The sequence below is a fragment of the Massilia rhizosphaerae genome, from assembly GCF_016093545.1.
Taxonomy (GTDB): Bacteria; Pseudomonadota; Gammaproteobacteria; order Burkholderiales; family Burkholderiaceae_D; genus Telluria; species Telluria rhizosphaerae.
In genome coordinates this window covers 206562-229898 of sequence record NZ_JADKYX010000002.1, presented here as the reverse complement: position 1 = coordinate 229898, position 23337 = coordinate 206562, and the positions used below count along the sequence as shown (strand labels likewise).

Genomic DNA, 23337 nt, shown 5'->3' with positions numbered 1-23337 from the left:
TAAACGTTCCTTTTGCGGACACTACCTAGGCTGGCGAGACGGCGCTGGGTACCGCCATCGGATTCTGTCTTTTTCTCGTCCGTAAATCAGCGTCCGTATAACGGCAATCAACACGACTAAACGGACACTTCATGAAAATCGGCTACGCCCGCGTATCCTCGGACGACCAAAACCTCGACCTCCAGCGCGACGCCCTCGACTGGGCCGGCTGCGAGCGACTGTTCACCGACAAGGCGAGCGGGGCGAGGGCCAATCGGCCGGCCTCGCTGCGGCCATCGAGTTCGCGCGGCGCGGCGATGTCCTGGTCGTGTAGCGCCTCGATCGCCTCGGGCGATCGCTCGGCGAACTCGCCACGATGGCGGGCAGGCTGGAGGCTGCCGATATTGGGTTCGAAAGCCTGACGGAGCGAATCGACACCAGCACTGCCGCCAGCGAGTTGGTGTTCTATGTCTTCGGCGCGATCGCGCAGTTTGAACGGCGTCTGATCGTCGAGCGCACACAGGCCGGCCTGGTCGCGGCTCGCGCGCGTGGCCGCGCTGGCGGCCGGCCTGCCATGCCGGCGTCGACGATCACCGCGATCCGCGCGCTGGCTGCGACAAACCGCTCCCCCGGTGAGATCTGCCAAGCACTCAACATCAGCCGCAGCACCTTCTACAAATACGCCGAAGAGGCAACATCTGACGGTGCAGCTGCTGCACTGCGAGCATCAAGTGACGCATGAAGTGGCTGGCAACGCTGCGCTTCGACTATCGAGACCACTCAAAGCCTACAAGACGCTGGTCTGCCACACATGGTTGGCTTAGGCCTACTTTCAGCACTTCTACCGGCCCCACGAACACGCATTGTTCTACTGCGCGCGAGATGGCCGTATAGATCCATGAGGGGTCGAGCAGACCAGTTTTGTACAACGGCACCACGACCACTGGCGCCTGGCTTCCCTGCATCTTGTGACAGGTAATGGCGTAAGCAGGAGTCAGGTCCAGGAGATCTGCAGCAATCAGTTCCTCGGATTGCGGTTGCCCGTCGAACTTCACCTTTAGCCCCCCTTGTTCCGTAAGCGCCTCGACCTGGCCAAGCAAGCCATTGAACAGTCCTCTCTTGTAGTCGTTACGCAAGAACATGACAGGCTCGCCTACGCTGAAAGACTCTTGGCGAAACCCATGCACACACGGCACATTGCCGCCGCTGACGAACCTGAGGTGCAAGTTGGCGTTTAACTCTCTCACACCGGCATCGCGGCTCTTGGTTGGGGTGACGATCATTACCCCGTTCTGGTAGCCGCCCAAGTCCAGCGCGATCTCCTCGACGGTTGATGCCAGTTTGCTCGGATCTGCGGGAACCAGCGATACGCCCTTCGTTCGCCCTTGGTAAGGGATGAAGTCGGGGAGTTGTCCGCCCCGTACCTTCGCGCCGGCGTCCGGAATGCCAGTTTCCTTTGCCTGTCGATGCACATGAATGAGCGTGTAAGTCAGAGCGGGGTCTTTCACCAATTTATGGAACACCAAACCGAATTCCACTGGTGGCAACTGGCCGCCATCACCAACGAGCAGTAATCGGGCACCTTCAGGCATGTAGCGCAGCAGCGCATGGAAGGAGGGAAGGCCAACCATAGAAGCCTCGTCGATGACGACCAGGGTTTTTTCATCTATCGAAACCAGCTCCTCAAGCCGTGAGCGCAGCATCTCCGAATCATCGCTATCTTCGAGTAGCGACTGTTCGATATGTCCGCGCTCTTCCAGCTCGCCCAAAGTGCGAAATAGGGATAGCGCCTTTCTGCCAGTGGCGAGCGACAGTCGCAATGCAGCCTTGCCAGCCACTGCTGCCATAACGACCTTACCACCCATCTTCTCGAAGGCATCACAAGTGGTACGGATGGTGAAAGTCTTACCCGTGCCCCCCACACCCTGAAGGCAACTGAGCGGATGGCGCAGGATGTGGCGGACGGCTTCGCGCTGCTCAGGATGCAGGGTGACTTCAGGCACCTCGACAGAAGCGAGTAAACGCTCCAGGAGCGCTTCACTAGGAATGGGCAGAGGTAAGACACCAACCGGAGCGGCCATCGCCTCCAGGCGCGCTTTTACTGCGTCCTCCATCAGCGCTGCGCCGGGCGATCGCCACACAGCGTTTGCTCCCGCTACTATCGCCTGGTTTTCCCTTCCAGCCTTCAACGCCTTGTGAACAAGGGGGGACTCTGCCGTCACACCCAGCAGTTTGCTCAGCCGCTTGACCAACCAGCCTTGCTCCATGGCGGTATGGCCATCCTCCAGCGCAGACTTGACGGCCGCATCCACCGCGCCTGTAAGCCGCCTGACGTCCTGCGTCCGCTCGGCGACGCGGGCTTGGGCCAGCATCCTTTTGCCAATTTCGTCAACCTTACTCCAGCTCATGTGCGGGATTAGCATCCAGGGATTGGACTGCAGGGCTTGTACCGCCCCGGGGCCCAACAAACGGTGGATTCGACGCGCTACGCCCATGTCGACGATACCCTGCAGCATGAGCCATTCAATAAGGTTAATTTCGGCCTCAGCCTCCTTCCACGCCTGCATGGCGGCAACCGCAAGGCGCGCTCCCAGGCGTGGACGGCTGCCGCCCAGCACTTCGGCTATCACTGGAAGGTACGTGTCGTTTTTGAGCGTGCGAGGCAAGTCGGCTCCAAACCGCTCCCACAAGCGCTTGGCCCGCTCATCGCCAATGCCCGGCACATGCTGGGCCAGGAAGCGGCGCACGCCGTCGCCGTTGGGTAGCTTCCTGTATGCGACATCAGCATGGAACTGCCTGCCCCATTTGGCCGATGAGGTGAAGTGCCCCGCCACGTGCCAAGTTTCGCCTGCCATAGGACCGGATGGAGACCAAGGCGCCGCGCTCATGGCCTTGCCTGGGACCAGCACTTTGAAGGAGCGTCCGTTTCCGCCTTCAACGGCGAAGATCGTGCCGAAGTCCCTTTGTGAGACGATGGTTCCGACTTCCACGTCCATGGATTGGCGAGTATGGCCATCCGCCTTAGGTTGGGCCAGCAAGGGCACGACTTCGCCCACAGCTGCCATCAGCGCACCTCCCTCATCCGCATCGGCATCCCGGTTTCTTCGATCATGCGCAGCTGCGCCCTAAGCGAATCGTTTTCTTGCCGTAACTGCGCAATGAGATATTCCCGATCAACTGCTGCTTGCGTCTTCTTGTTCGCTTGCGCCTGCACGCTTTCCAGCCGCGCGGTCAGCCTGTCAAAGGCTTCTGCATCCACAGCACGCGCGCCGATGGGTTTCAATCCCTGCAGCTCCGCGATGATATTGACCAAGGTAGCCAAGCCGTTGGAGGCCCCTTGTGGCGTCTTGCGGTGGAAGTACTGCACATAGTTCATTTTGATTGCCGGGTTTCTTCGCTGAAGTAATCGCACAATCTCCGTGACGTTCACCTTGCCATCAATGGTCTGTGGCAAAGTAGGACGGCGCTGGCTTTCAGGTTGCGAGTCCCACTGATCGCTCAATTCGTCCAGGAAGGGCTCTAGAGCGCTCATGATCACATCTACCGGTTTTGGCTTGGCCATGATCACTCCTCGTCATGCTGTTCGGAACGAACGTTATCGACGACCAGACTAGGTGCTTGATGCACGGGACGGCTACCGCGATTCTGTTCACGCTGCAGTTTTTCAATTCTCTCCTTGACCGCACTTTCAAGCTTGTTCATGCGCACGCGCATCGCCGCGCAGGTGGACAGAAGCTGCTTATTCGTCTTTTGCAGTTGCCTGTTTTTCTCACGTAGCTTACTGTTGATGTTCTTCAGGTCATATTCGCCCGGCTCTCCTTCTTTGGCTTTTCGGATTTCTCCCCGTACCTTGGGATAGCGGCAGTTGTCGTGACCGATCAGTGTGCGCGATAGCCCTCGCCATACCCCCTTTTCATCCGGGCCACCGGCTTCCAGCGCGACAGCACTCACGTCGTCGACGCGCAGCTTGCCCGCCTTGGCTTTCTTCTGTAATTCTGGACACAGGGGCTTGCCTTCCTTCAGTCGAGCAATCGCGTCAAGAAACCGTTTCTCCATGCCCTCATAGGTCGCGGGCAAATCTTTGCGCTTACCCCGCATCACATTCTCCTTACAGCACGATTTCCGGCAACGGCACGTCCAGGTACTTGAGATAGGTCGCTGACTGTGCCGCACGCTCCTTGGTCACCCTGAAGTCGTCCGCTTTGCCCTGCGCCTTGGCCTGCAAGTAGGCGGTGCTGTTTGATACGTAACGATCGCGCCAGAACTCCACTGATTCCGGCCCCACCATGAACAGGAAGCACCCGGTGCAAACACTGGGCTCGCGGGTGGCATAGTTCGGGGCCGTGTTAGCCCAGTGCACCGTCTGCGCCCGCTTATGGCACTCCGCTTCCGTCGGCGCCAGACCAGGGATACAACCGCCATAGCCATGGAAGAACAACTTCAGGTTGCGTTGCGAGCACCAGGCAAGCATGGCTTGCCTAGCCTCGGTGTCGTTCTTGGCTTTGATGATGGTGCCTAACTCGTCCTGGTATTTTTCGAGCAATCTGGCCAAGCGGCCTTCCATCCTGGGGGCTGTTCCGCGTGCGAACTCCAGTAGCCTGTCTGTAGTTCGGTACAGGTTATGTTCTGCAACATCTTTCAACAGCGCATCATTCGTATTGATGTAGGCCCCTTCGGTCATAGCAATGCTCAGGTGCTTGAACTGCCGCGCGATGGCAGGCAGCAGTTTCGGGTTCACTTGGAATACGAACTGCGCGTAAGTTTTGCGCCATTGGTGCGTTTGCAGGCACTCGCCCTTGCTGTCAATGTACTTTTGCGTATCTGGAGTCGTCTTGACAGTGGCCCAGTCGACATGAGCGGCAACGAATCTCTTCTGCCAGTTCAGCATTATTTCATTGGTTAGAGCCGATATTATTTGGCCATCCATAGGGAAGCCCTCGCTTGCATTAAACGCCACGAACAGGGTTTCCCGCACTTTCCCGTCACACATGTCGCGAAAGGGTTGCAGCAGTCTTTGGATCACTTCCACTGCGCGCACCGAGTTGGGCAGCACATCCAAGCCGCGTGGTCTCGCTGCCAACAGCCAGGTTGCCGATTCCGGCGTAGGGCGCGTTTTTGAGAGCGTGCCTTTCAAGTAAAACAGCTCAAGCATGCCTGACTTAGAGAGCCGCATCTCAATGCAGGCAGGCAAGCCGGTTTCGGGGTCGATGCCTGCTGGGAGGCTGCACAACTCGTTGGCGCGCATGCCTGTCTCGGATTGCAGGATGATGGAGCAGGCTCGAGATAAGTCGTCGGCGAGCAGCCGCAAGGTTTCTGGAGGCGACCGCACCTTGGCCAACGGCGAATGCCACGGCTGGTCGCTTCCTGGAGGCACCGAAAATTCCCATTTCTTCATGTGCCTGGAGACAGTCGCAGATGTTTTATAGGTGTCCCGCAATGCCAGCATGTCTTCAACCATGCGCAGAACATCGGGGGCGGCTGTTTCCATATACGCATGCGCGGCGTTCATGATAGCGACCGCCACTTCATCGGGAAACGGCGGTATTTTTCGACCGGCCTTTGTCGCCATCTCGTTGGCCAAGCGGCCGGCTTTTCGTCCGCCGAACGGCTCTTGGGGTAGTGGCTCGACCCCGGCGGCACGCATGGCCGCACGCTGGTCCCACATATAACGCCAGACTACCAACCGGTGCAGGACCCATGCCACCGACACTTGCAGAGATGTATCCGTGTCCTGCGAGGTTTCTTTATTGTCCTCTCGATCTGTTGTATCGATAGCTTCTAGTTCGTTCTCATCAAGCAGGTCTTCCAACGAAGCTTCCTGCGCCACTCCCTCTAGCCGCGCCTGGCAGTCGTCCAGGTAGCGCTGTGAGGCCGCGTCATCGAGCTCACTCATGTTGGCATAGCGGTTTTTCACCATCCAATGGAGCAACGCACGAATTCCAGCGGCTAAAGGTCCAGCACTACCAGGCTTGAGCGCCTTGCCAGCACGGGGGTCGACGAAGAGCGACCAGGCAAGTCGCCGAAATTGTTCAAGCAAGTCGGCATGGCAGGCATCTAACGAACTGGTGCCATCCTCGAAGAGCAAGTCCCATACAATCACTGACCTACAAGGTGTGCTTCCAGGCGTAGGATTGTCTAGCAACCATCTGCTATCCTGCCAGCGGCTGGTTGACGATACCCAGGGATCGCGACGGCCTTCGGTAGGATAGGCCGGCATGCCTTCGCAAATGTCGCTGATTAGTGCTTCGGTTGTATGCTCACACTGCAATATCTTTCGCCGTGCTTTACTCATGAGGCTTACTCCAATGGCGGCAAGGGTGGGAGTTTCATTTGCCTGACCTGCTCCAGTACGTGGTCGGGAATCTGCGGGAGCCAGAATCCGATCAGGTCTTTTCTGGACGGCCCGTATCGCTCAAGCCAGGCAGTGGGAGCCATGGTCTCCCCCGCCTTGTCGATAGCATCGAGCAGATTAAACGCTTGCGCGGCAGAGTAACAGTCGTTGGGGTTCATGCTTCCGAGTGGGCAGGCGGGGCAACGTCCATAACCACCGCACAATCTATCCTTCTCGTACAACGGGCTGTCATACGGGTCGGGACAGGTCCAGCCCGGAGTGGCGGCGCCCATATCTGCGCCCACCGGCTTGCGGCGCGGGTCCGACTTACCCTGCGTCTTTCGAAAGCGCTCTCGCGTGGCGGACACTTGTGCGAGGGCTTCATCACCCCGTTGCATCTGCGCATCGGTGGTATAGCTCTGGTAAGTGGTCTGCACTTCTGCATGGCCCGCGGCGGCCTGCTTGGCCCGTATGTCGCCGCCAAACTCGACGTCCACGATATCCAGCCCTGTGGGGCGGAACTGCCGGAAGGTATAGTATGTAAGCCCATGCTCCCGGAAGAACGCTTTGTACGCATAATCGAAGTTGAAGTCGCCTCCGGGATTGGTCGTGCCGTCGAAGCCCTGCATCCTTTTATTTGGAGAGGTAGAGCCGGTCACGTACAAGAACAGCCTGTCTTGCCACTCTGGGGCCGACGTCGGCCGGAACCAGCTCGTCCATTCCACTAGGAATTGCCACAGGAAGGCAGGGTTGTCGGGTGCATCCTCTACAGGTAGGATTCTCTCCTGGGGTCGATAACGGGCGCGTTTCTTTATCGGCGCACCCATGAACAGTTTCTCGCCCTCCTTTTCCTCGACGCTGTCTGCAGCATCCTCCTCTTCTATAAGGGACGCACTTGCAAGAAATTCCGGCCTTCCCAATTTTCCGGTAACGATACGGTAATCGCTCACCTTACTACCCATCAAGGTCGCCTTGTTGTAATCCAAGTGGATGGCCATCATTAATACAACCGGCACCAAATCCCTTACCGATGGGTAGAAGCAGGCACTAATGGCGCTAGTCCCTCCTCGTCGTATTGCTGCCTCAGCCAAAGACCGATCGTTTATCGATTTGAGCCATTCTTGGGTAAGAATTTGCCGGGGATAGCGACGGTGCAGCGTGGCGAGCAGTACGCCGAGATCGTTATATGGGTTGCGTAAGTTGCGAGCTACGCCTTTACCATAGACCGTTTTCTCAGCCGGCTCCGGCGACAATGCCGCTGAATGATGCAGATTTGCCTGCAGGGCCGCGCGCATTGCGTTCACGCGCCCGGTGATCTCGATGATTTCCTTTTTGCAGGCCTGGTAGATTTTCCGATAATCCTCTTCCTGAATGATCGGTGTGGGCTTGCGACCTCGCCCTTGACCAGCCCACATGCCCGGCCGTACGCTCAAGTCCGAAGCAAGCTGCGGAGCCCACTTGCCGGATTGTTTCAGGTATTCCGTCACTTGGCGAAGGTGGCTCATCCGATGTTGACGGGTTTGGAGCGCGTATATGGCCAATCCTGTCTTATCCGCTTGGTCAAGCCAGCTTTTAAACCCCTCGATGTGGGATGTTGTCAGCTGCTCGAGCCTTATATTATTAAGAGCTTTTTCTTCCAGGAAGGCGAAGAATCCGAATTCCAGTTCGCGCCCCTTCTTAAAACAAGTCGCGTACGTGGAAGCCTTGCGCTTGCAAATCCCTTGGACAGCTTGCGTAAACGGCTCGGTCAGATGAGGGAATGCCAGCAGGTACGAGAGATCAACCGCGGCCTCTCCTTTATCTCCCTCTTTGGGGCACATCAGCACTATGCTGCCCGCGCTGCGCACCAAGCGGTAACGACGGGCTTGGTCCAGCGAGGTGGCGCCTTCTCGCTTGGTCCGGCTTTTTGCCTTGTACGCATTAGAGCCGCGGCGGCTATTCATCGTTACCTCCAGCACGTTGTTTGGCTCGATAGGAGACCTTGCCGGCCCGCGCTTTTTCCTCGACCGTCACTACCTTCAGATAAATATCTCGGGTGGTTTCCACGCTGGCGTGGCCCAGCAATTCTTTAATTAGCATCCATGGCTCGGAGTTCTTGTTCTCCACTTCATCGAAATACTTCGTCACCGCGAAGGTGTGACGCAAATCGTGGTAGCAATGTGCTGCGGCGCGACGAAGCACGCTCACTTCTGTCTCGTTCCCCTCGTCGTCCTCCACGACATGAATTTCCTGCACAGTTTTCATCACACCGGCGGCTTTGCATGCCTGGCGGAAGGCGTGGGAAAGGGACGCTGGCTGTATGGCATTCCCCGCATGTTGCAAGGGGTAGGCGTGGTTCACGAAGAGGGAACCCGGCTCCCTGTATTTTTTGCCGAGCTTGGCTGAATAAGCTCTGCCTGCTGAAACAGCCGCAGCGCGTTCTCCGTCAATGTAGCGGACCAACTCTGGAATGAGGTAGCACGGCACCAAGACGTTGCGAGGCTTGAGTCTTTTTGTCTTGGTGATATACAACTTGAGGTAGCCATTCTCCCTGTCCTCCTCACTGGAGAGCGTGTAATCCGCATCGAGCTTGAGGATCTGATGCACCGTGAGGTTGGCCACTTCATCGACCCGCAAGCCGGTAGTCAACGAGAATTCGCAGGCAAGCCGGTCGCGGGACGGGCCAAGGTTTTCTTCCCGCTCGCTTGGCAGCGGCCCCAGTTCGCGCTGAATTGCGCGCCATTCCGCGCTACTAAGGGGATGGACGACTCCGGTCTCGCCAATTTCTTCCGCATAAGGGAAAACCTCGCGCGTGGTTTCGCGGCCAGCACGCAAGTGCACCATGGCGTCCCTGTCGGCTGGTCTGGTGCGTCCTTTTTTGATTTGGGTTTTCAAGAACGAGCCGACATACCAGCCCCGCGTTTGGGCGTCTTTATAGAAATTCCCAACGGTGCTTTGGCGGCGGCGGATCGTGGCATCAGCCAAGGGGCGCCTGGTACGAGGACTCACCGCGTCCTGAAGCGCGTCTGCGTAGTCAATGTAGTCGTCTTCTGTGGCGGCGTCCCACGCTTTACCTACCTTACCGCTCTCGATACTTTCGTTTTCACAGACCTCAAGGAAAGCGAACCAATCACGCAGGTCATAGGCGTACGCCTCAGATGTATTTTTGTATTTTTCTTTCCAGCGCCGGCGCCCTTTGCCCTTGACGAATTTATCATGGAGATACAGCAGAACATGCTCTTGGATCTCGATGCTCTTGTCGCTTTCCACCACTACGAACGGAAAGCCTTCAGGCAAGGCGAATTTAGAGAGCAGATCTTCTTTCGGTAGTTCATCAGCCTTCCACAGAGTGATCATTTTGCCCCCGACGCTCCCAGCAACGCAGATGAACGCGTCCGATAGCAGGAGGCGCTCTGTATATACGCTCCGAGTGACTTGGTGAACAAAGGTTCATGTTGATGATATCAATCTATGACGACTGTCAAAGGAATGACACTAAGGTGGGACAGTGCACCCCTTCCGGTCGAGAAAGAAAGAAAAGTTGCAGAGGAGGGAACAAGAGGAGCTGAACACTTTTCATCGCTCATAAATCCGCGGAACCAGTTCTGGAAGCTGGTCGGCGCATTGATCGGCGAGGATCTGTACGCGCTGCCTTACGCGGAACGGCTTCCACGCTTGCTGGCGCACCGCTTCGGTTTGTGGGACGTGCTGGCCGCGTGCGAGCGCGAAGGCAGTCTCGACTCAAGCATCCGCAAGCCCGCGGCGAATGATTTCGAGCGGCTGCATCGGCTGTGTCCGGAATTGGAAACCGTCGGCTTCAACGGTCAGACGTCGGGCAAGTTCGCGCCGCAGTTTGCGCAGCATGGTTATCGTACCGTGGTGCTGCCGTCGAGTTCGCCGGCGCATATGGCGCTGACGTTCGAGCAGAAGCTGGCGGTGTGGCGGCGATTGGTCGAGGACCCGGAACCGGTAAGCGCGGGCGACGGACAATCGATTTTGTTTTGATGCCACCGTCTATCTTCGGCTTGATGTAGCGTCCTGCCCAAAGTACGGTTTGAACGCCTCCTGCAGCTCCGGCGAAAGCTTGTCGAAGTCGATGCGTTGACTCTTGATTTCAGCCCGCAGTTTATCCGGGCCACCCACCGCTCGAACGAGCCGTGTCGCAAGATCACGGGCGAGCTGCTGCAAGATCGGAAGGGGTGTTTGGTCGAAGTCTCGCGCCTCAAACGACTCGTCTGCTGGGTCGTCCACGCACTTATTTCCTGTCACGGCATACAGGCCGCCGCGTACGATCGGTTCGTATAGAGACTGACCTGACTTTGGGTTGCGACGCTTCGCATATCCAGAAGCCACATAATAAGTCGTTGCAGCGTCGTTCGCACGGGCAAAAACCCATTCGTGATAAATCCACTTTTCGGAATCGTGCGAGCACAGAATGCTTACGTCTTCGGGCAGCGGATCCAACTTAACGCCAGCATCCAATCGCAGGCCGAGGGCTGGCTCGATCACGTATCGTGGGGGCTTGTCGTCGGCCGATGCGACAGTACACGCAAGCATGACGACGGCCGCCAGGACTGCGCGCTTAATAGCGGTAGACGGCATAGTGTGGTTTCTCCCTGCGATAGTCTGGCCCAGCCCAAAAATCGTTCTGGACGAAGTCGGAAATCCAATTCTTTCCGTCATATCCTGCCACGTGTCCCGCCGTGCTGCCCTTGTGAGGTTCCATGACCATCACATCGCCCTTCATGAAATGAAAGTGAGCAGGGTCGGTGACGCTGATTTTGTGGAAGCCCAGCATTTCCAGCGTCGGGCCAAAGTCCCTGCCTCTTGGCGGGTAGGGCGGCAGGATTTTTGCCCCTCCCGCCTGCAGTGCCTTTCGTACATACTCGGCGCACTTTCTTCGTCCGTATTTAGGCAGGGCGTTGTCGTAAAGGTGCTTCGCGAATTTATCAAGATCGACAGGCATCGCGGCACCTCACGCGATCTTATTGGCCGCCAAGTCCCAGCCGCCAGCAGTATTTCCACCGCTGCCCCCGCCAATTTTCTGTTGGGTGTACTTCCATTTGATCTTTGAATACTTCAGGTTGACGTTCTCGGTGAGGTAAGACTCGTCCCCGCCCAGGTGCGGCTTGACCATCCCGATCAGGACGTTCTCCATCTCGACCTCGAAGTACTTCACGCGCACGCCATTGCCGTCAGCACGAATAAACTCAAGTTTGGCTTTCGGAATTGTTTTGCCCATCGCGCAGGTCTGGGCGAGAATCGGGCTGGACAAGTCGGCCAGCTTGGAGAAGGCGATGTCGGACATCTCCACACGTTCCGCGGTGTGGCCGCCTCCAGTCGAAGCCGTGGCGCTGCGGGGTTGATGAATACCCCAGTGGACACCCGTCACCTCGATCCAGTCCTTATGCTGGTCGTCCTGGGACTCGCCCTTGATGCCGTCGATTTGCAGGTGCACGTCGATTGCCATTTTATTTTCTCCAGTTGGGATGAATTGGAAAAGCTATTTGGCGGGGCTTATCTGCCGGCGACGTTCTGCCCTGCTGCGGTTCCGCTTGGTGAGCACTTTCAGCGCCACGGTGGCCGAGATACCACGCTGGGCAAAAATTGCTGACGTTGGCTTCCCGTGGGCGGAGAGGGCCTTAGCCACCTGTTGTGGCGTGCCAGCGGCAGGGGGGACGCTCGATACTGTCGCGCTCGATCCAGCCACGCAGTGGCACTCGCTCGTTCATGGTGTTGCTTCCCTGGAGTCGTCGGTGGCCAAAGGGGCATTTTTACGCAGAGATGATCGGTAGCATTTGGTCGAAGTCAACCTGCGACTTTTTCAATATCAAAGCCGGTTGGCACGCTCGAGCGGCGATGCTCGACGCAATTTTCTACGAAGAGAAGCAGTTCCAATAGGTACAGACACATCGCTACAGTGTCAAATTGACCATAACATCAATCAGTTCTGGAAGCTGGTCGGCGTATTGATCGGCGAGAACCTGTACTCGCTGCCGTACGTGGAGCGGCTCCCGCTGTTGCTGGCACACCGCTTCGGCCTGTGGGACGTGCTGGTCGCGTGCGAGCGCGAAGGCAGTCTCGATTCCGCGATCCGCAATCCGGCGGCCAATGACTTCGAGCGCCTGCACCGCTTGTGTCCCGAACTCGAGACGGTTGGGTTCAACGGGCAGACGTCGGGCAAGTTCGCGCCGCAGTTCGCGGCGCAGGGATATCGGACCGTCGTGCTGCCGTCATCGTCGCCGGCGCACGTGGCGCTGACGTTCGAGCAGAAATTGGCGGTGTGGCAGCAACTCGTGGCATAACGGCGCTCAACCACGCGCGCCGGTGCGCTTGCTCCAATATTGGCCGGAGTAATTGCCGCATGCCGCAAGCTGCACGCGTCCGCTGCCATCATTGACGATGTCCAGGCATTTCCCCGGGCCCGTGAACTGGTTCCACAAACGCAGGCCCGGGCCGGGGCCCGTCTGATCCATGTGCCACAGCTGGCCCGTCACGTTGGCGCAGGACGCCATGTGCACCTGGTCGTTGGTGCCGTCGTTGACGACGTCCAGGCACATGTCCGCGCCCGTAAAGCGCGTCCGCAGGCGCACGAAGCTGTTCCCTTCGTCCGGCGCAAGCTCCCACATCTGGCCGGAGTAACGACCGCAACGGGCCATGCGCAGCTGGTCATGGTCGCCTGCATTGACGATGTCGAGGCAATTGGTGCGCCCCGTAAAGTCCGTGTGCAGGGTCACGCTGGGCGGGCTGGCGCTGGCCCCCTGGGAAACGACAGCGAGCAGGAGGGGAATCAGGAATCGCATTGTCTTCTCGTCTCTTCTTTTGGTGGATAAATGGGTACGGATGGGCGGATTGGTGCTATGCCTCGACCGCAACCAGTGCGGCCTTCACTTTCTCCTCGAATTCGCGCACCGGCAGCGGCCGGCCGAACAGGTAGCCCTGGAACGAATGGCATCCTTGCGTGATGAGGAAATCGCGTTGCGCGGCCGTCTCCACGCCTTCGGCGATCACGTCCAGGCCCAGGCCCCGTCCCATCGCGATGATCGTCTGCGCCACCATCGCGTCACGGTGGCTGGCGGGCAATTCGTCGACGAACGACTTGTCGATCTTGAGCTGCGTGAGCGGCAGCTTCGTCAGATAGTTGAGCGAGGAATTGCCGGTGCCGAAGTCGTCGAGCGAGATGCCGAAGCCGTTGGCCCTGAGGACCTGCAGCTTGCGGATCGACGCTTCGAGGTCGCCGAACGCCAGGCTTTCCGTGACCTCGAGCTTCAGCTTGTCCACGGGCGCTCCCGTGCGCCTGACTTCGGCCAGGACGTCGTCGACGAAGTCGGCGGACTCGAATTGGCGCGCGCTGATGTTCACGGCGAGCGTCAGGCCGCGCAGGGTGTCGTGGGACGCCCATGCGGCGAGTTGGCGGCAGGCCGTGGCCAGCACCCAGCGCCCGATCGGTTCGATCAATCCGGTCTCCTCGGCCAGCGGAATGAACGCCGCGGGCGGGAGGGCGCCGCGCTCGGGGTGCGTCCAGCGCAGCAGCGCCTCGGCGCCGATCGGACGCTCGCGGGCATCGACCTGGACCTGGTAGTGCAGCGTCAGCGCGTCGTCGCGCAGGGCGTCGCGCAGCGCTTTCTCGAGCCAGTTGCGGTCGTCGAGCTCGGACTGCATCTCGTCCTGGAACAGACGCACCGTATTGCGTCCGCTTTGCTTGCTCTTGTACATGGCCAGCTCGGCCTGGCACAGCAAGGCATCGGGACCGTTCGCGCCGTCGCGGAACAGCGTGACGCCGAGCGAGCCGGTGCAGGCCAGCCTGTGGCCGTCGAGCGCCATCGGCTCGGCGATCGCCTCCCTGATGGCGTCGGCGGTGAGGAGCGCGCGGGCCGCCGCCGTGTTCCGGTCCGTGCCCAGGCGTTCGGCCAGCAGCACGAAGCTGTCGGCGCTGAACCGGCCCAGCGTGTCGTCCTCGCGCTTGATCGAATGGATGCGCCGCGCCACTTCCACGAGCAACTGGTCGCCCACGGCATGGCCAAGGGAGTCGTTCAGCTTCTGGAAGTGGTCGAGGTTCACCATCATGACGGCGCCGAACTCCTGGGCGACGCCGGCACCGGCCATGGCACGGGCCATGCGGTCCGCGAGCAGGACGCGGTTCGGCAGGTCGGTCAGGTGATCGAACATCCTCAGGTGCTCGGCAAGGGCATAGGCCTGTTTTTGCGCCGTGATGTCCTGCAGGTTGCCGACATAGTGGATCGTCCGGCCCTGCGCGTCCGGGACCGCCGTGATCGAGAGCCGTGCCGTGTACAGGCTGCCGTCGCGGCGCCGGTTGATCACCTCGCCGGTCCAGTATCCGGCCGTCGTCAGCGTCGACCACATGGCCCGGTAAAAATCGTTCTCGTGCAGGCCGGAGCGCAGGAGCCGCGGATTCTGGCCGATGGTGTCGAGAGCGGCGTAGCCGCTGATGCGGGTGAATGCGGCGTTCACGCGTTCGATGTTGCCCTGGGCGTCGGTGATCAGCATGCCGTCCTGGCTTTCGAAGGCGACCGAGGCGATGCGCAGTTCGCGTTCGGCGCGGCGGCGCTCGGTGATGTCGCGCGCGACGGCAAGGACACCCGCGATCTCGCCGTCGTCCGCGCGGACCGGCACCTTGATCACTTCCAGGTCGCGCGGGGCGCCATCCGGCGCGGCGAACGTTTCCTCGTACCTGTGCGTCTGGCCCGTGCGCAGGACTTCCCCGTCGCTTTCCTTGATGAACGTGACGAATGCCTTGTCCACGAACAGATCGTCGTCGGTGCGCCCGATGATGCTGTCGTCCGGCCTGCCGAGCAGGGCCTGGGCGCCGGCATTGCAGTGGACATACACGTTGTTCCTGTCTTTCAGCACCATGGCATCCGGGCTGTTTTCGACGAGCGTGCGGAGTTGGGCCTGCTCGACCATGAGCGCGCGGGTGGCCTGCTCCAGTTGCGCGTTCTTGTGCTCGATCTCGGCGGTGCGCGCATGGACGGCGCGGCGCAGGGACCGGATCCACGTCAGGGTGGCGGCCAGCGCCGCCAGCGCGCCGAGGATGACGAACGCGAGGATGCGCAGGTAGGGCCGGAACTGGATCGGCTGGTTGAACCACTTGCGCCGCAGCGCCTGGCGCTCGGCCGGCGTGATGCGGGCCATGCCTTGTTCGACGAGATCGAACGTCGCCTTGTCGCCCTTGGCGACGGCCCAGCGAAACTCCCCCAAATACAAAGTGAAGGCCTTGGCGAACTGTTTCTGGTCGCGGTAGAGATAGAGATAGTAGTTCGCCGGACTGTCGTCCATGCAAAAGATCTTGATGTCGCCGGCACGGACTGCGTTCAGGATGCCGGCGTAGCTCGGGTAGGCGGCCTGGTTCGTGATGCCGTGCATGGCCAACTGTTCGGCACAGGCATCGCCACGCTGTACGCCGACCACGAAACCGTTCATCGACTGGACGTCGTGGATGCCGGAAATCGACGTATCGACATAGATGCCGACCGTCTGCACGTCGTACGGCTTGGAGAAATCGTAGGTGGATTCGCGCCCCGGCGTGCGGAAAATCATGTCGATCACGTCGGCCTGGCCGTCGTGCATTTTCTGCAGCGCGTTACTCCACTGCATGGGCTGGAGGTCGACATGGACTCCCGTCTTTTGTTCCCACAGGTGCCAGAGGTCGACGACATAACCCTCGGGGCGCCCGTTCTTGTCCAGGAACAGAAAAGGGGGATAGTTGTTGTCGGTAACGACCCGCAGGGTCTTGGCTTCGGCATGCAACGCACACACGAGCAGCGCAACAGCCAGCATGAGCCGGCGCCGCACGACGCTTCCCGGCATGATGGAATCCATCAGGCCCATTGATTTCCCCTCCCGCACGCCATGCCTCGGCTACGTGTCGGTGCCGCGTTCGTTGCGGCGTGACTATCGATTGTCCATTGGACCGATCTTTTTTGAATGCAAGCTTAGCATGGATATTGGGAAATAATCCAAGCTATGGAGTCGTAGCAACATTCTTTGCGCATGGTTGCGCGCGCAGCCATGAAGCCCTGCAGACGAGGCGCCGAGGTGGCACTGCATCGGCCGTGTTCCCGCTAGATGCGCGCCGGTCTCGTCGCCAGCGCCACCACCGCGGCACCGGCGGCGACGATTAACGCATCTTCGATCAGGCCGCTACGGGTCTGGCCGATGCGGGCCATGGCCTGCTTGCGGACGGCAAGGGTGCCATAGGCGAGCGGCACGGCGGTTGCGACCGCGACCGCGGCGCCGGCCCCTTCGCGGCCCCGCGGCGCCAACGCGGCGCCGGCGATCCCCGCGCTCATCACGCGCGCCAGCAGTCCCAGGAAGACGGTGCGGTCGGGGGCTGATTTCATCTTGTCGCCGAGTAGTTCCCCAGCGCCCAGCGCCAGCGCACCGAACTTGAACAGCGGCCGATCCAGGAGGATCAGCTCTCCCGTCGTGCGACGGTGGGCGAGGCGTGCCGCCGCGATGGAAGCCATGGGTGTCATCGATCGGGCGCTGGCGACGGCGCCGATCAGGGCGGAAGAGAGCAGGGTGCGAATGGTCATGTTGACTGGCTCCTGGGCAAGTGAAAGGTTCCCGGATGGGCAAGTCAGTGTATCGAAGCACACGAGATCGCTACGCACGCGATGGCAGGCGTCGGGCAAGCTCGCCGAACAGTTCGGAGCAGCGATTAATAGGACCCGAACAATCTGTCCAGCGCACCCTGGATTTCGAACCGATAGTCTTGTGCGGAACCGATTTTGACCTTGAGTTCACCCGATGGAATGGCACCCAGCTGTGGCGTATCGAGAAGATAGTCTTTCCCATCGATGGCGATGAGCGGAAAAAGGTCCGACGGTACGGTCAGGTTCGAAAAGCCGGCCAGATGGCGCAGCGGTATGACGACTCTCGTCGCAAGCCCACTGATCACGTTGCTCTGCACCTCGATCAGATAAGGGATATTCGCCTTGTTCTTGCCCGGATTCTCGTAGATGTCGAAACGTGCCATCAGAACGCACGCCATTCCTGCAATGCCACGCCTTCGGCCTCGACCTGGTCGTTGTAGGCGGCAAGGAAGCCGGCATGTTGCTCATTCCACTGCTGCTCCTTGCGTTTCTGGATTTCTTCGCGCAGCGTCTGTTCGCAGAGCTGGGAAATATTGATGCCAAAGTTTTTGGCATCCAAGTAGACATCCATGGCCAGGCTGATGTTGGTCGCTTTCTTGCTCGCAACCTTCTCTGAGGGTGAGGAATGTATAAGTTTCATGGTGGGTTCGATGCGCATGAGGGATGTTGGTTTTCGATGTGGATTGTACTCCAGATGCGACCGCAGCGTTATGTTTCCCCCTTTTTTTTCGCAGCAACGTCCCCATATCGCTCCCATCCCCCAAGGCGCCACGATCCAAGCCGGCGCCGCCTTTTCCTACCCCAGCAGGCAATGCGTGACCAGCGTCCCGAGGATGACGCTGCGATGGCGTTTTCGTCGTCAAGAGCGCGTGCCATCGGAAGGGACGGGACTATATCGAAAGGAAAATCATGAAAGAAGAGCTGATCGAAATGAATGGCAAGGTCACGGAAGTGTTGCCGGAATTGCGTTTCCGGGTGGACCTCGAGAACGGCCACCAGCTGGTCGCCTACACGTCGGGCAGGATGAAGAAGAACCACATCCGCATCATCGCCGGCGACCGCGTCACGCTGGAGATGTCGCCGTATGACTTGAACAAGGGCCGCATCGTGTTCCGCCACCTCGAAACCCGCGGCATGCCCGCGCCGTCGGCCGCGCGCCAGCGCCGCCGTTGATTGGCGCGGCTTCAGTACAACTGCACGCTGTTCGCGCTCTGGCGCCGCAGGTGCGCCAGCTTGGCTGAGTACAGCTGGCGCGTGTCGGACTTCGTGCTGGTGTCGATCGCCTGCGCGAGCTGGTCGCGCGCGGCCTTCGCCTCGCCCAGGCGCAGCAGCGCCACCGCCAGCCAGAAGTGGAATTCGTCGTAGTAGGGCGCGCGCTTGACCTCGCGCTCGAACAGCTTGCGCGCGGTGTCGTTATCGCCCTGCTTGAGCGCGACCATGCCCTTGTCGAAGTACTGGAACGGCGGCACCGGTTCGACGCTGGCCACGCGCCGCGCCATCTCGGCCGCTTCGGCTTTGCGGCCCGTCGCCGCCAGTAATGGGCCCAGGTTCTGCATCACGACGATGCTTTCCGGTTCGCGTTCGAGCGCGGTGCGCAGCGCCCGCTCGGCCATGACCAGGTCGCCGTGGCGCTGGTAGATCACGCCCAGCGTGTTGTAGGCGATCGCGTTCGGCGGATTGGTCGCCACCGCGGCGCGCGCCCACCAGTAGGCGTCGTCGATCTTGCCCTGCACGAGGGATTCGGCGGCGCGGTTGTTGAGGTAGAGCGCGACGATGTCTTCTTCTTCCAGCTGGCGGCTGCGCAGGCGGCTCGCGTCCGGCGGCGGCAGGAAGTCGACGACCAGTTCGTGCTCGGACGTTTCGTCGTACAGCAGGCTGCTGGCCCGGCGGTGGCCGAGGGCGATGTTGACGTGGGAAGCGACGAGATAGATGCCGCCGTCGCGGCTCCACGTTTCGTCCGCCATGACGCTGCGGAAGTGCACCGTCATGCCCAGTTCGCGCGCGAAGGCGGCCGTCATGACGACGAGCGACAGGCAGTTGCCGGCGCGCGCCGCATAGGTTTCCGCGGCCGTGCGGGTGCGGCTGGAATCGTATTCGAGCCTCAGGTCCGTCTTGCTGTACAGCGCGTCGATCAGGCCGCGCTCCAGGCCCTTGTTGCGCAAATGCGCTTCGAACGCGGGACTGTGGATGTAGGCCCGCATGGCGGGGCTCAGCGTGAACAGGTTTTGCGCGCCGATGGGCTCGGACGGCGGCTTGAAGGAGGCGTCGGCGAACAGCGGCGGCGGGGCGGGATGCTGCGGTGCGATGCCGGCGCAGCCGGCCAGCAGCAGGGGTATTACGATCAATAGGGACGCCAGGCGTTTCATATCTCCTCCTCGGCCGGCGATTCGTCGATTATCGGTCTTATGAATCGAAGTATCTGCCGGTCCCGGGCGGAAGTAAAGACACGCTCTCGGACCCGCTACCGGTCGGCGTGGAAGGCCTCGTGCAGTTCGTCGAGCAGCTCGGCCGTTTCCTCGTCCGAGAGGCCGAGATAGGCCGTCGCCCGCGCGCCGCCCTTGTTCCATTCGAGCGATTCGGCGTCGCCCTGGTATTTGCGGATCGCGCTTTCGGCCAGCAGCGACAGGGCCACGAGCGAGCGCACCGTCGGCGTCGAGTCGGCGTCGTCCAGGACCGCGTAATCGTGATGGTGGAGGATGGACCAGGCCACGTCTTCCGACAGCCCCCAGTTGCGCGCCAGCAGGGTGCCGATGGCCGTGTGGCTCGTGCTGTGGCGCTCGTCTTCCAGCGCAGTGAACGGACGTTCCGTTTCCAGCGAGGCAGACGCGTAGGTGGTTTCGTAGTCGGCGAAGCGGTCCATCAGCAGCGGCACGCCCGTGTCGCAGAACAGGCCGAAGGTGTGCGCCACGTCGGCCTCGCCGATGCGCAGGCGGCGCGACAGGAAGACCATCGCTTCGGCGCGCCGGCTCGACATTTCCCAGAAGTTGGCCAGCGCGGCGCTGTTCGCCGGAATCGCCTGGCGTGCCAGCAGCCCCGTCATCAGGGCCGCGACCTGGTTGATGCCCAGGAACAGGATCGCCTGCTCGATCGACTTGGCCTTGCGGCGGCCGCCGAAGATGGACGAATTGGCGAGTTTCAGCAGCGCGCCCGACATGCCGACGTCGCTGGCGACGATGCGTGCGATCTCGGCCGGGCTCGGATCGGACGACGCCAGCTCCCGCTGCAGGTCCGCGAGCAGGCTGGGGCGGGGCGGGATCCGGATCGACTTGATGAGGGCATCGACGGGATCTTCGGCGACGGCGCTCGAACGCGCCAGGGCAGCTGCTGTACTCATGACTGGAAACGGATGATGCTGCATGGCAATCCATGCGAAGTTTATCACTATAAACCAGTGTCGTTGAAGTTGCAGCAAAGTATTGCTTTTGTGTAGCGAAACCGACAGTGCGACCTGTCAAATCTTAACAATATAGAATTGCTCCATGTCTTCAACCATTCTTGCCGGTATCGATTTTTGCGCGCCTTCGCACGTGGTGGCGCGCCAGCTGATCGGTGTCACGGTGCTCGTCGACGGGGTCGGCGGGCGCATCGTCGAGACGGAAGCGTATGACGGCGAAGATCCCGCATCGCACAGCTATTCCGGCCCGACCGACCGCAACGTCGCGATGTTCGGACCGCCGGCCCACGCCTATGTCTACCGCTCCTACGGCATCCACTGGTGCCTCAACTTCGTCTGCCGGGAAGAGGGGCACGGCGCCGGGGTCCTGATCCGCGCGCTCGAACCCATGACGGGGCTCGACACGATGTGCGAGCGGCGCGGCACGCGCGACCACTGGCTGCTGTGTTCCGGGCCCGGCAAGCTGTGCCAGGCGCTCGGGGTGACGCGCGCCCTGAACGGGCAATCGCTCGCCGCGGCGCCGTTCGCGCTGGCGCCGGCGCCGGACGGGATCGACGTGGTCAGCGGACCGCGCATCGGGATTTCCAAGGCCGTCGACGTGCCCTGGCGCTTCGGCCTGGCCGGCTCGCGCTGGGTCAGCAAGCCGTTCCGCTGAAACGCGTCAGCCGTTGGCGGCCCGGCGCGGCCGGGGCGTGTCTTCCTCGTCCCGGACCGGCTGGTGCGCGAGCGCGGGGCGGCCGCGCATCGGGCTGTCCGGCGCGCGCCGGTCGATGGCGTCCGCCGCCTCGTCCTGGCTATCCTCGATGCGGAAGATGGCCACCGCGCGCGCCAGGTTGACGGTCTGCTCGTGCAGGCTGGCCGCCGCCGCCGCGGCCTGTTCGACGAGGGCGGCGTTCTGCTGCGTCATGTCGTCCATCTGCCCGACCGCGCGATTGACCTCCGCGATGCCGTCCGCCTGCTCGGTGCTGGCCGCGCTGATGCGGTTGATGATGTCGTTCACCTGCCGCACGGACGCGACCACGCTGCCCATGCTGGATCCGGCCTCGTTGACGGACGCGCTGCCGTTGTCGATGATTGCCACGGAATCGGCGATGAGCGCCTTGATTTCCTTGGCGGCCGACGCGGAGCGCTGGGCCAGCGTGCGCACTTCGCTGGCGACGACGGCGAAGCCGCGTCCCTGTTCGCCGGCGCGCGCCGCTTCCACCGCGGCGTTCAGCGCCAGCAGGTTGGTCTGGAACGAGATGCCGTCGATGACGCCGGTGATCTCGACGATCTTGCGCGAGCTGGCGCGGATCGATTCCATCGTGGCCACGGCGCGGTCGACGGCCTGGCCGCCGCCGGACGCCAGCCGGGCCGCCTCGGCCGCGAGCTCCGTCGCCAGGCGGGCGTTGTCGGCATTGCCCTTGACGGCCTGGGTCAGCGTCTCCATCGCGCTCGCCGTCTGCTGCAGCGAGCCGGCCTGCAGCTCGGTGCGGGTCGACAGGTCCAGGTTGCCGGTGGCGATTTCCTGCGACGCCGTGTCGATCGAGCGCACCGAATCGAGCACGCTGCGCAGCGTGGTGTTCAGGTTCGAGATGGTCTGGTCGAGGGCGCGCGCCATGTCGGCGATCTCGTCGCGGCCGTCGTTGTGGGCGCTGGCGCACAGGCGGCCTTCGGCCAGCTCGCCCATGACGGACGAGATGGCGCCGATGTCGCGCAACATGGCGCGGCGCACGACCATCGTCACGGCCATCGAGACGGCGATCGACAGCAGCACCAGCACCGCCATCCACGTGCCCAGGCTGTGGAACTCGGCGCGCGCGGCGGCGTAGGCCTGTTCGCTGAGTGTCTTTTCCAGCGTCGCCAGCTGGGCCAGTTGCTGGTTCAGCACCATGAACTGCTTTTCCGCCGTCTGCATCGAGTTGGTGGCGATCGACTGGTCGACCTGCGCCATCTCGATCGTGTCCTGCACGGCCTTGCGGTAGGCCGCCAGTGCCGCCAGCGACGCTTCGACCGGCTTGCGTTCGGCGCCGTCGGTCGTGCGCGCCAACGCCTGCAATTGCGACTGCACGGCCGCTTGCCGCTTGCCGATGTCGGCGATCAGCGCGTCGAGCCGGCTCTTGGCGAAGCTGCCGTTGATCCAGGCCAGCAGCTGGTAGGCGTTGGCGTGGACATACTTGGCGTCGCCCGCCACGTCGGCCACGCTTTTCAGGCGCGCGGCGCGGACCTGCACGATGTTTTCCAGCGACGCGTTCTGGCGCACCATCCCGTACCAGGCGGCGCCGGACAGCATCAACAGCAGCACCAGCACCATGCCGGGCGCCAGCAGCAGCTTGGGACCGATCCTCAGTTTTTTCAGCATGTTGCGCTCCGCTCGACGGGACGAACGCGGGAAGCGAGCCGCCCGCGTTCGAGTGATACGGGCATGCCGCCCGCGGGCAGGTCGGAGGCGACCTATTTTTTCTTGTACAGCCCGGCCTCCAGCACGACGCCGTCGACGAGCAGGATGTACGTCGTCTTCGGTTCGATCTTGCCGTTGGTCGGATTCTTGTACTGGTAGTCGACCCAGCCCTTGCCCTTGGCGGCGGCCAGTTCGATGATCTCGCGGCGGTACTTCTTGCCGTTGGCATCCGGGACGTCGGTCAGGTCCTTGCCGACGATCGACTGGTTGTACGGATGGGCCAGCACGATGCCGGTCTTGACGTCGCGCATGTCGATATACAGCGCACCCTGGACGAATTCCGGATCCTTGGCCGTGATGCGCTTCATGACTTCTTCCCGGCCTTTCGTCTTGATCATCGCCGCGCCGCGCTCGGCCATGGCGATGGCGTCTTTCTCGGTCGGTTCGGCGGCCAGCGCGCCGGCGCAGGACACGGTCAGTGCGGCGGCGACGACGGTTGCAGTCAGTTTCATAGGATGTCCTTTCGGGGGAAAAGTGATAGGTCTAAATGTTGCCTATTTGCATTTCGTACTCTACGCCCCAGCCTCAGCCGTACTGTTGTGCTAACGCAAGCGATCTCCGATGTCGGTCCGCGAGCGCGGCCCTGATTTTTCGCAGG

General features: G+C 61.2%; 24 protein-coding genes. 6 read left to right on the top strand and 18 right to left on the bottom strand.

Annotated elements, in window-relative coordinates; all coding sequences use genetic code 11:
• The first annotated feature begins 131 nt into the window (after positions 1-131).
• Both ISF28_RS31365 and ISF28_RS31360 read left to right on the top strand, forming a co-directional pair.
• Positions 132-401 (top strand): recombinase family protein, encoded by a 270-nt coding sequence (locus ISF28_RS31365; protein WP_441295201.1) that lies wholly within the window; start codon positions 132-134, stop codon positions 399-401.
• On the top strand, positions 356-721 hold the full coding sequence (locus ISF28_RS31360) for a recombinase family protein (RefSeq protein WP_441295200.1): 366 nt from the start codon (positions 356-358) through the stop codon (positions 719-721). Before ISF28_RS31365 ends, ISF28_RS31360 begins: the two co-directional genes overlap by 46 nt.
• A gap of 25 nt (positions 722-746) precedes the next feature.
• Here the strand turns inward: ISF28_RS31360 and ISF28_RS31385 are convergent, their stop codons facing one another.
• The 6 genes from ISF28_RS31385 to ISF28_RS04075 are packed head-to-tail and all read right to left on the bottom strand — an operon-like array spanning position 747 to position 9646.
• On the bottom strand, positions 747-3044 hold the full coding sequence (locus ISF28_RS31385; protein ID WP_198115881.1) for an AAA family ATPase: 2298 nt from the start codon (positions 3042-3044) through the stop codon (positions 747-749).
• The gene (locus tag ISF28_RS04095) at positions 3044-3541 is read right to left on the bottom strand and encodes a hypothetical protein (protein WP_198115880.1); all 498 of its coding nucleotides are present in this window, start codon (positions 3539-3541) and stop codon (positions 3044-3046) included. The genes ISF28_RS31385 and ISF28_RS04095 overlap by 1 nt, the downstream gene beginning before the upstream one ends.
• A 2-nt stretch (positions 3542-3543) precedes the next feature.
• Positions 3544-4077 carry a hypothetical protein gene (locus tag ISF28_RS04090; RefSeq protein WP_198115879.1) on the bottom strand — a complete coding sequence of 178 codons (534 nt, stop codon included), beginning with the start codon at positions 4075-4077 and terminating at the stop codon, positions 3544-3546.
• Between the two features lie 10 nt (positions 4078-4087).
• Entirely contained in the window at positions 4088-6271 is a 2184-nt protein-coding gene (locus ISF28_RS04085) for a hypothetical protein (RefSeq protein ID WP_198115878.1), read from the bottom strand.
• 5 nt (positions 6272-6276) lie between these two features.
• Entirely contained in the window at positions 6277-8253 is a 1977-nt protein-coding gene (locus ISF28_RS04080) for a site-specific integrase (RefSeq protein WP_198115877.1), read from the bottom strand.
• Positions 8246-9646: a tyrosine-type recombinase/integrase gene (locus ISF28_RS04075; protein WP_198115876.1), complete on the bottom strand. Its 1401-nt coding sequence runs from the start codon at positions 9644-9646 to the stop codon at positions 8246-8248. The genes ISF28_RS04080 and ISF28_RS04075 overlap by 8 nt, the downstream gene beginning before the upstream one ends.
• 114 nt (positions 9647-9760) lie before the next feature.
• Here ISF28_RS04075 and ISF28_RS04070 point away from each other — a divergent pair, with 114 nt between their 5' ends.
• The gene (locus tag ISF28_RS04070) at positions 9761-10294 is read left to right on the top strand and encodes a DNA-deoxyinosine glycosylase (protein WP_198115875.1); all 534 of its coding nucleotides are present in this window, start codon (positions 9761-9763) and stop codon (positions 10292-10294) included.
• 9 nt (positions 10295-10303) lie between these two features.
• On the opposite strand, the gene ISF28_RS04065 is transcribed toward ISF28_RS04070, so the two are convergent.
• The 3 genes from ISF28_RS04065 to ISF28_RS04055 are packed head-to-tail and all read right to left on the bottom strand — an operon-like array spanning position 10304 to position 11759.
• Positions 10304-10891, bottom strand: a complete 588-nt coding sequence (locus ISF28_RS04065) for a hypothetical protein (protein WP_198115874.1) — start codon at positions 10889-10891, stop codon at positions 10304-10306.
• Entirely contained in the window at positions 10872-11255 is a 384-nt protein-coding gene (locus ISF28_RS04060) for a hypothetical protein (protein ID WP_198115873.1), read from the bottom strand. Before ISF28_RS04060 ends, ISF28_RS04065 begins: the two co-directional genes overlap by 20 nt.
• A gap of 9 nt (positions 11256-11264) precedes the next feature.
• Positions 11265-11759, bottom strand: a complete 495-nt coding sequence (locus ISF28_RS04055; protein WP_198115872.1) for an Hcp family type VI secretion system effector — start codon at positions 11757-11759, stop codon at positions 11265-11267.
• A 457-nt stretch (positions 11760-12216) separates the two neighbouring features.
• Here ISF28_RS04055 and ISF28_RS04050 point away from each other — a divergent pair, with 457 nt between their 5' ends.
• Positions 12217-12594 carry a DNA-deoxyinosine glycosylase gene (locus tag ISF28_RS04050; protein WP_370663392.1) on the top strand — a complete coding sequence of 126 codons (378 nt, stop codon included), beginning with the start codon at positions 12217-12219 and terminating at the stop codon, positions 12592-12594.
• Between the two features lie 6 nt (positions 12595-12600).
• Here the strand turns inward: ISF28_RS04050 and ISF28_RS04045 are convergent, their stop codons facing one another.
• The 5 genes from ISF28_RS04045 to ISF28_RS04025 all read right to left on the bottom strand — a co-directional run bounded on the left by ISF28_RS04045 (position 12601) and on the right by ISF28_RS04025 (position 17563).
• Positions 12601-13092, bottom strand: coding sequence for an RICIN domain-containing protein (locus tag ISF28_RS04045; protein WP_198115871.1), 492 nt, complete (start codon positions 13090-13092; stop codon positions 12601-12603).
• A 55-nt stretch (positions 13093-13147) separates the two neighbouring features.
• Positions 13148-16129, bottom strand: a complete 2982-nt coding sequence (locus ISF28_RS04040) for an EAL domain-containing protein (RefSeq protein WP_229518867.1) — start codon at positions 16127-16129, stop codon at positions 13148-13150.
• Positions 16130-16371: 242 nt separating this feature from the next.
• Entirely contained in the window at positions 16372-16845 is a 474-nt protein-coding gene (locus ISF28_RS04035; protein WP_198115870.1) for a hypothetical protein, read from the bottom strand.
• Between the two features lie 125 nt (positions 16846-16970).
• Entirely contained in the window at positions 16971-17288 is a 318-nt protein-coding gene (locus ISF28_RS04030; protein ID WP_198115869.1) for a CcdB family protein, read from the bottom strand.
• A complete protein-coding gene (locus ISF28_RS04025) occupies positions 17288-17563 on the bottom strand; it encodes a type II toxin-antitoxin system CcdA family antitoxin (protein WP_198115868.1) in 276 nt (91 codons plus the stop codon). Before ISF28_RS04025 ends, ISF28_RS04030 begins: the two co-directional genes overlap by 1 nt.
• A gap of 248 nt (positions 17564-17811) precedes the next feature.
• Here ISF28_RS04025 and infA point away from each other — a divergent pair, with 248 nt between their 5' ends.
• Positions 17812-18078: a translation initiation factor IF-1 gene (infA, locus tag ISF28_RS04020; RefSeq protein WP_198116169.1), complete on the top strand. Its 267-nt coding sequence runs from the start codon at positions 17812-17814 to the stop codon at positions 18076-18078.
• A gap of 11 nt (positions 18079-18089) precedes the next feature.
• Here infA and ISF28_RS04015 read toward each other — a convergent pair whose 3' ends face one another.
• Together ISF28_RS04015 and ISF28_RS04010 are read right to left on the bottom strand one after the other, a co-directional pair.
• A complete protein-coding gene (locus tag ISF28_RS04015; protein WP_198115867.1) occupies positions 18090-19271 on the bottom strand; it encodes a tetratricopeptide repeat protein in 1182 nt (393 codons plus the stop codon).
• A 95-nt stretch (positions 19272-19366) separates the two neighbouring features.
• Positions 19367-20239 (bottom strand): HDOD domain-containing protein, encoded by an 873-nt coding sequence (locus ISF28_RS04010; protein WP_198115866.1) that lies wholly within the window; start codon positions 20237-20239, stop codon positions 19367-19369.
• A gap of 145 nt (positions 20240-20384) precedes the next feature.
• Here ISF28_RS04010 and ISF28_RS04005 point away from each other — a divergent pair, with 145 nt between their 5' ends.
• Positions 20385-20954 (top strand): DNA-3-methyladenine glycosylase, encoded by a 570-nt coding sequence (locus ISF28_RS04005; RefSeq protein ID WP_198115865.1) that lies wholly within the window; start codon positions 20385-20387, stop codon positions 20952-20954.
• A gap of 6 nt (positions 20955-20960) precedes the next feature.
• On the opposite strand, the gene ISF28_RS04000 is transcribed toward ISF28_RS04005, so the two are convergent.
• Both ISF28_RS04000 and ISF28_RS03995 read right to left on the bottom strand, forming a co-directional pair.
• Positions 20961-22640 (bottom strand): methyl-accepting chemotaxis protein, encoded by a 1680-nt coding sequence (locus ISF28_RS04000; protein WP_198115864.1) that lies wholly within the window; start codon positions 22638-22640, stop codon positions 20961-20963.
• A 92-nt stretch (positions 22641-22732) separates the two neighbouring features.
• A complete protein-coding gene (locus ISF28_RS03995) occupies positions 22733-23191 on the bottom strand; it encodes a cache domain-containing protein (protein WP_198115863.1) in 459 nt (152 codons plus the stop codon).
• Positions 23192-23337: the final 146 nt, after the last annotated feature.

What these genes read in the sequence shown, in the direction of transcription:
- ISF28_RS31365 (WP_441295201.1), top strand. Translation starts at nt 132, where the DNA reads ATGAAAATCGGCTACGCCCGCGTATCCTCGGACGACCAAAACCTCGAC.
- ISF28_RS31360 (WP_441295200.1), top strand. Translation starts at nt 356, where the DNA reads ATGGCGGGCAGGCTGGAGGCTGCCGATATTGGGTTCGAAAGCCTGACG.
- ISF28_RS31385 (WP_198115881.1), bottom strand. Translation starts at nt 3,044, where the DNA reads ATGGCAGCTGTGGGCGAAGTCGTGCCCTTGCTGGCCCAACCTAAGGCG.
- ISF28_RS04095 (WP_198115880.1), bottom strand. Translation starts at nt 3,541, where the DNA reads ATGGCCAAGCCAAAACCGGTAGATGTGATCATGAGCGCTCTAGAGCCC.
- ISF28_RS04090 (WP_198115879.1), bottom strand. Translation starts at nt 4,077, where the DNA reads ATGCGGGGTAAGCGCAAAGATTTGCCCGCGACCTATGAGGGCATGGAG.
- ISF28_RS04085 (WP_198115878.1), bottom strand. Translation starts at nt 6,271, where the DNA reads ATGAGTAAAGCACGGCGAAAGATATTGCAGTGTGAGCATACAACCGAA.
- ISF28_RS04080 (WP_198115877.1), bottom strand. Translation starts at nt 8,253, where the DNA reads ATGAATAGCCGCCGCGGCTCTAATGCGTACAAGGCAAAAAGCCGGACC.
- ISF28_RS04075 (WP_198115876.1), bottom strand. Translation starts at nt 9,646, where the DNA reads ATGATCACTCTGTGGAAGGCTGATGAACTACCGAAAGAAGATCTGCTC.
- ISF28_RS04070 (WP_198115875.1), top strand. Translation starts at nt 9,761, where the DNA reads ATGACGACTGTCAAAGGAATGACACTAAGGTGGGACAGTGCACCCCTT.
- ISF28_RS04065 (WP_198115874.1), bottom strand. Translation starts at nt 10,891, where the DNA reads ATGCCGTCTACCGCTATTAAGCGCGCAGTCCTGGCGGCCGTCGTCATG.
- ISF28_RS04060 (WP_198115873.1), bottom strand. Translation starts at nt 11,255, where the DNA reads ATGCCTGTCGATCTTGATAAATTCGCGAAGCACCTTTACGACAACGCC.
- ISF28_RS04055 (WP_198115872.1), bottom strand. Translation starts at nt 11,759, where the DNA reads ATGGCAATCGACGTGCACCTGCAAATCGACGGCATCAAGGGCGAGTCC.
- ISF28_RS04045 (WP_198115871.1), bottom strand. Translation starts at nt 13,092, where the DNA reads ATGCGATTCCTGATTCCCCTCCTGCTCGCTGTCGTTTCCCAGGGGGCC.
- ISF28_RS04040 (WP_229518867.1), bottom strand. Translation starts at nt 16,129, where the DNA reads ATGGATTCCATCATGCCGGGAAGCGTCGTGCGGCGCCGGCTCATGCTG.
- ISF28_RS04035 (WP_198115870.1), bottom strand. Translation starts at nt 16,845, where the DNA reads ATGACCATTCGCACCCTGCTCTCTTCCGCCCTGATCGGCGCCGTCGCC.
- ISF28_RS04030 (WP_198115869.1), bottom strand. Translation starts at nt 17,288, where the DNA reads ATGGCACGTTTCGACATCTACGAGAATCCGGGCAAGAACAAGGCGAAT.
- ISF28_RS04025 (WP_198115868.1), bottom strand. Translation starts at nt 17,563, where the DNA reads ATGCGCATCGAACCCACCATGAAACTTATACATTCCTCACCCTCAGAG.
- ISF28_RS04015 (WP_198115867.1), bottom strand. Translation starts at nt 19,271, where the DNA reads ATGAAACGCCTGGCGTCCCTATTGATCGTAATACCCCTGCTGCTGGCC.
- ISF28_RS04010 (WP_198115866.1), bottom strand. Translation starts at nt 20,239, where the DNA reads ATGAGTACAGCAGCTGCCCTGGCGCGTTCGAGCGCCGTCGCCGAAGAT.
- ISF28_RS04005 (WP_198115865.1), top strand. Translation starts at nt 20,385, where the DNA reads ATGTCTTCAACCATTCTTGCCGGTATCGATTTTTGCGCGCCTTCGCAC.
- ISF28_RS04000 (WP_198115864.1), bottom strand. Translation starts at nt 22,640, where the DNA reads ATGCTGAAAAAACTGAGGATCGGTCCCAAGCTGCTGCTGGCGCCCGGC.
- ISF28_RS03995 (WP_198115863.1), bottom strand. Translation starts at nt 23,191, where the DNA reads ATGAAACTGACTGCAACCGTCGTCGCCGCCGCACTGACCGTGTCCTGC.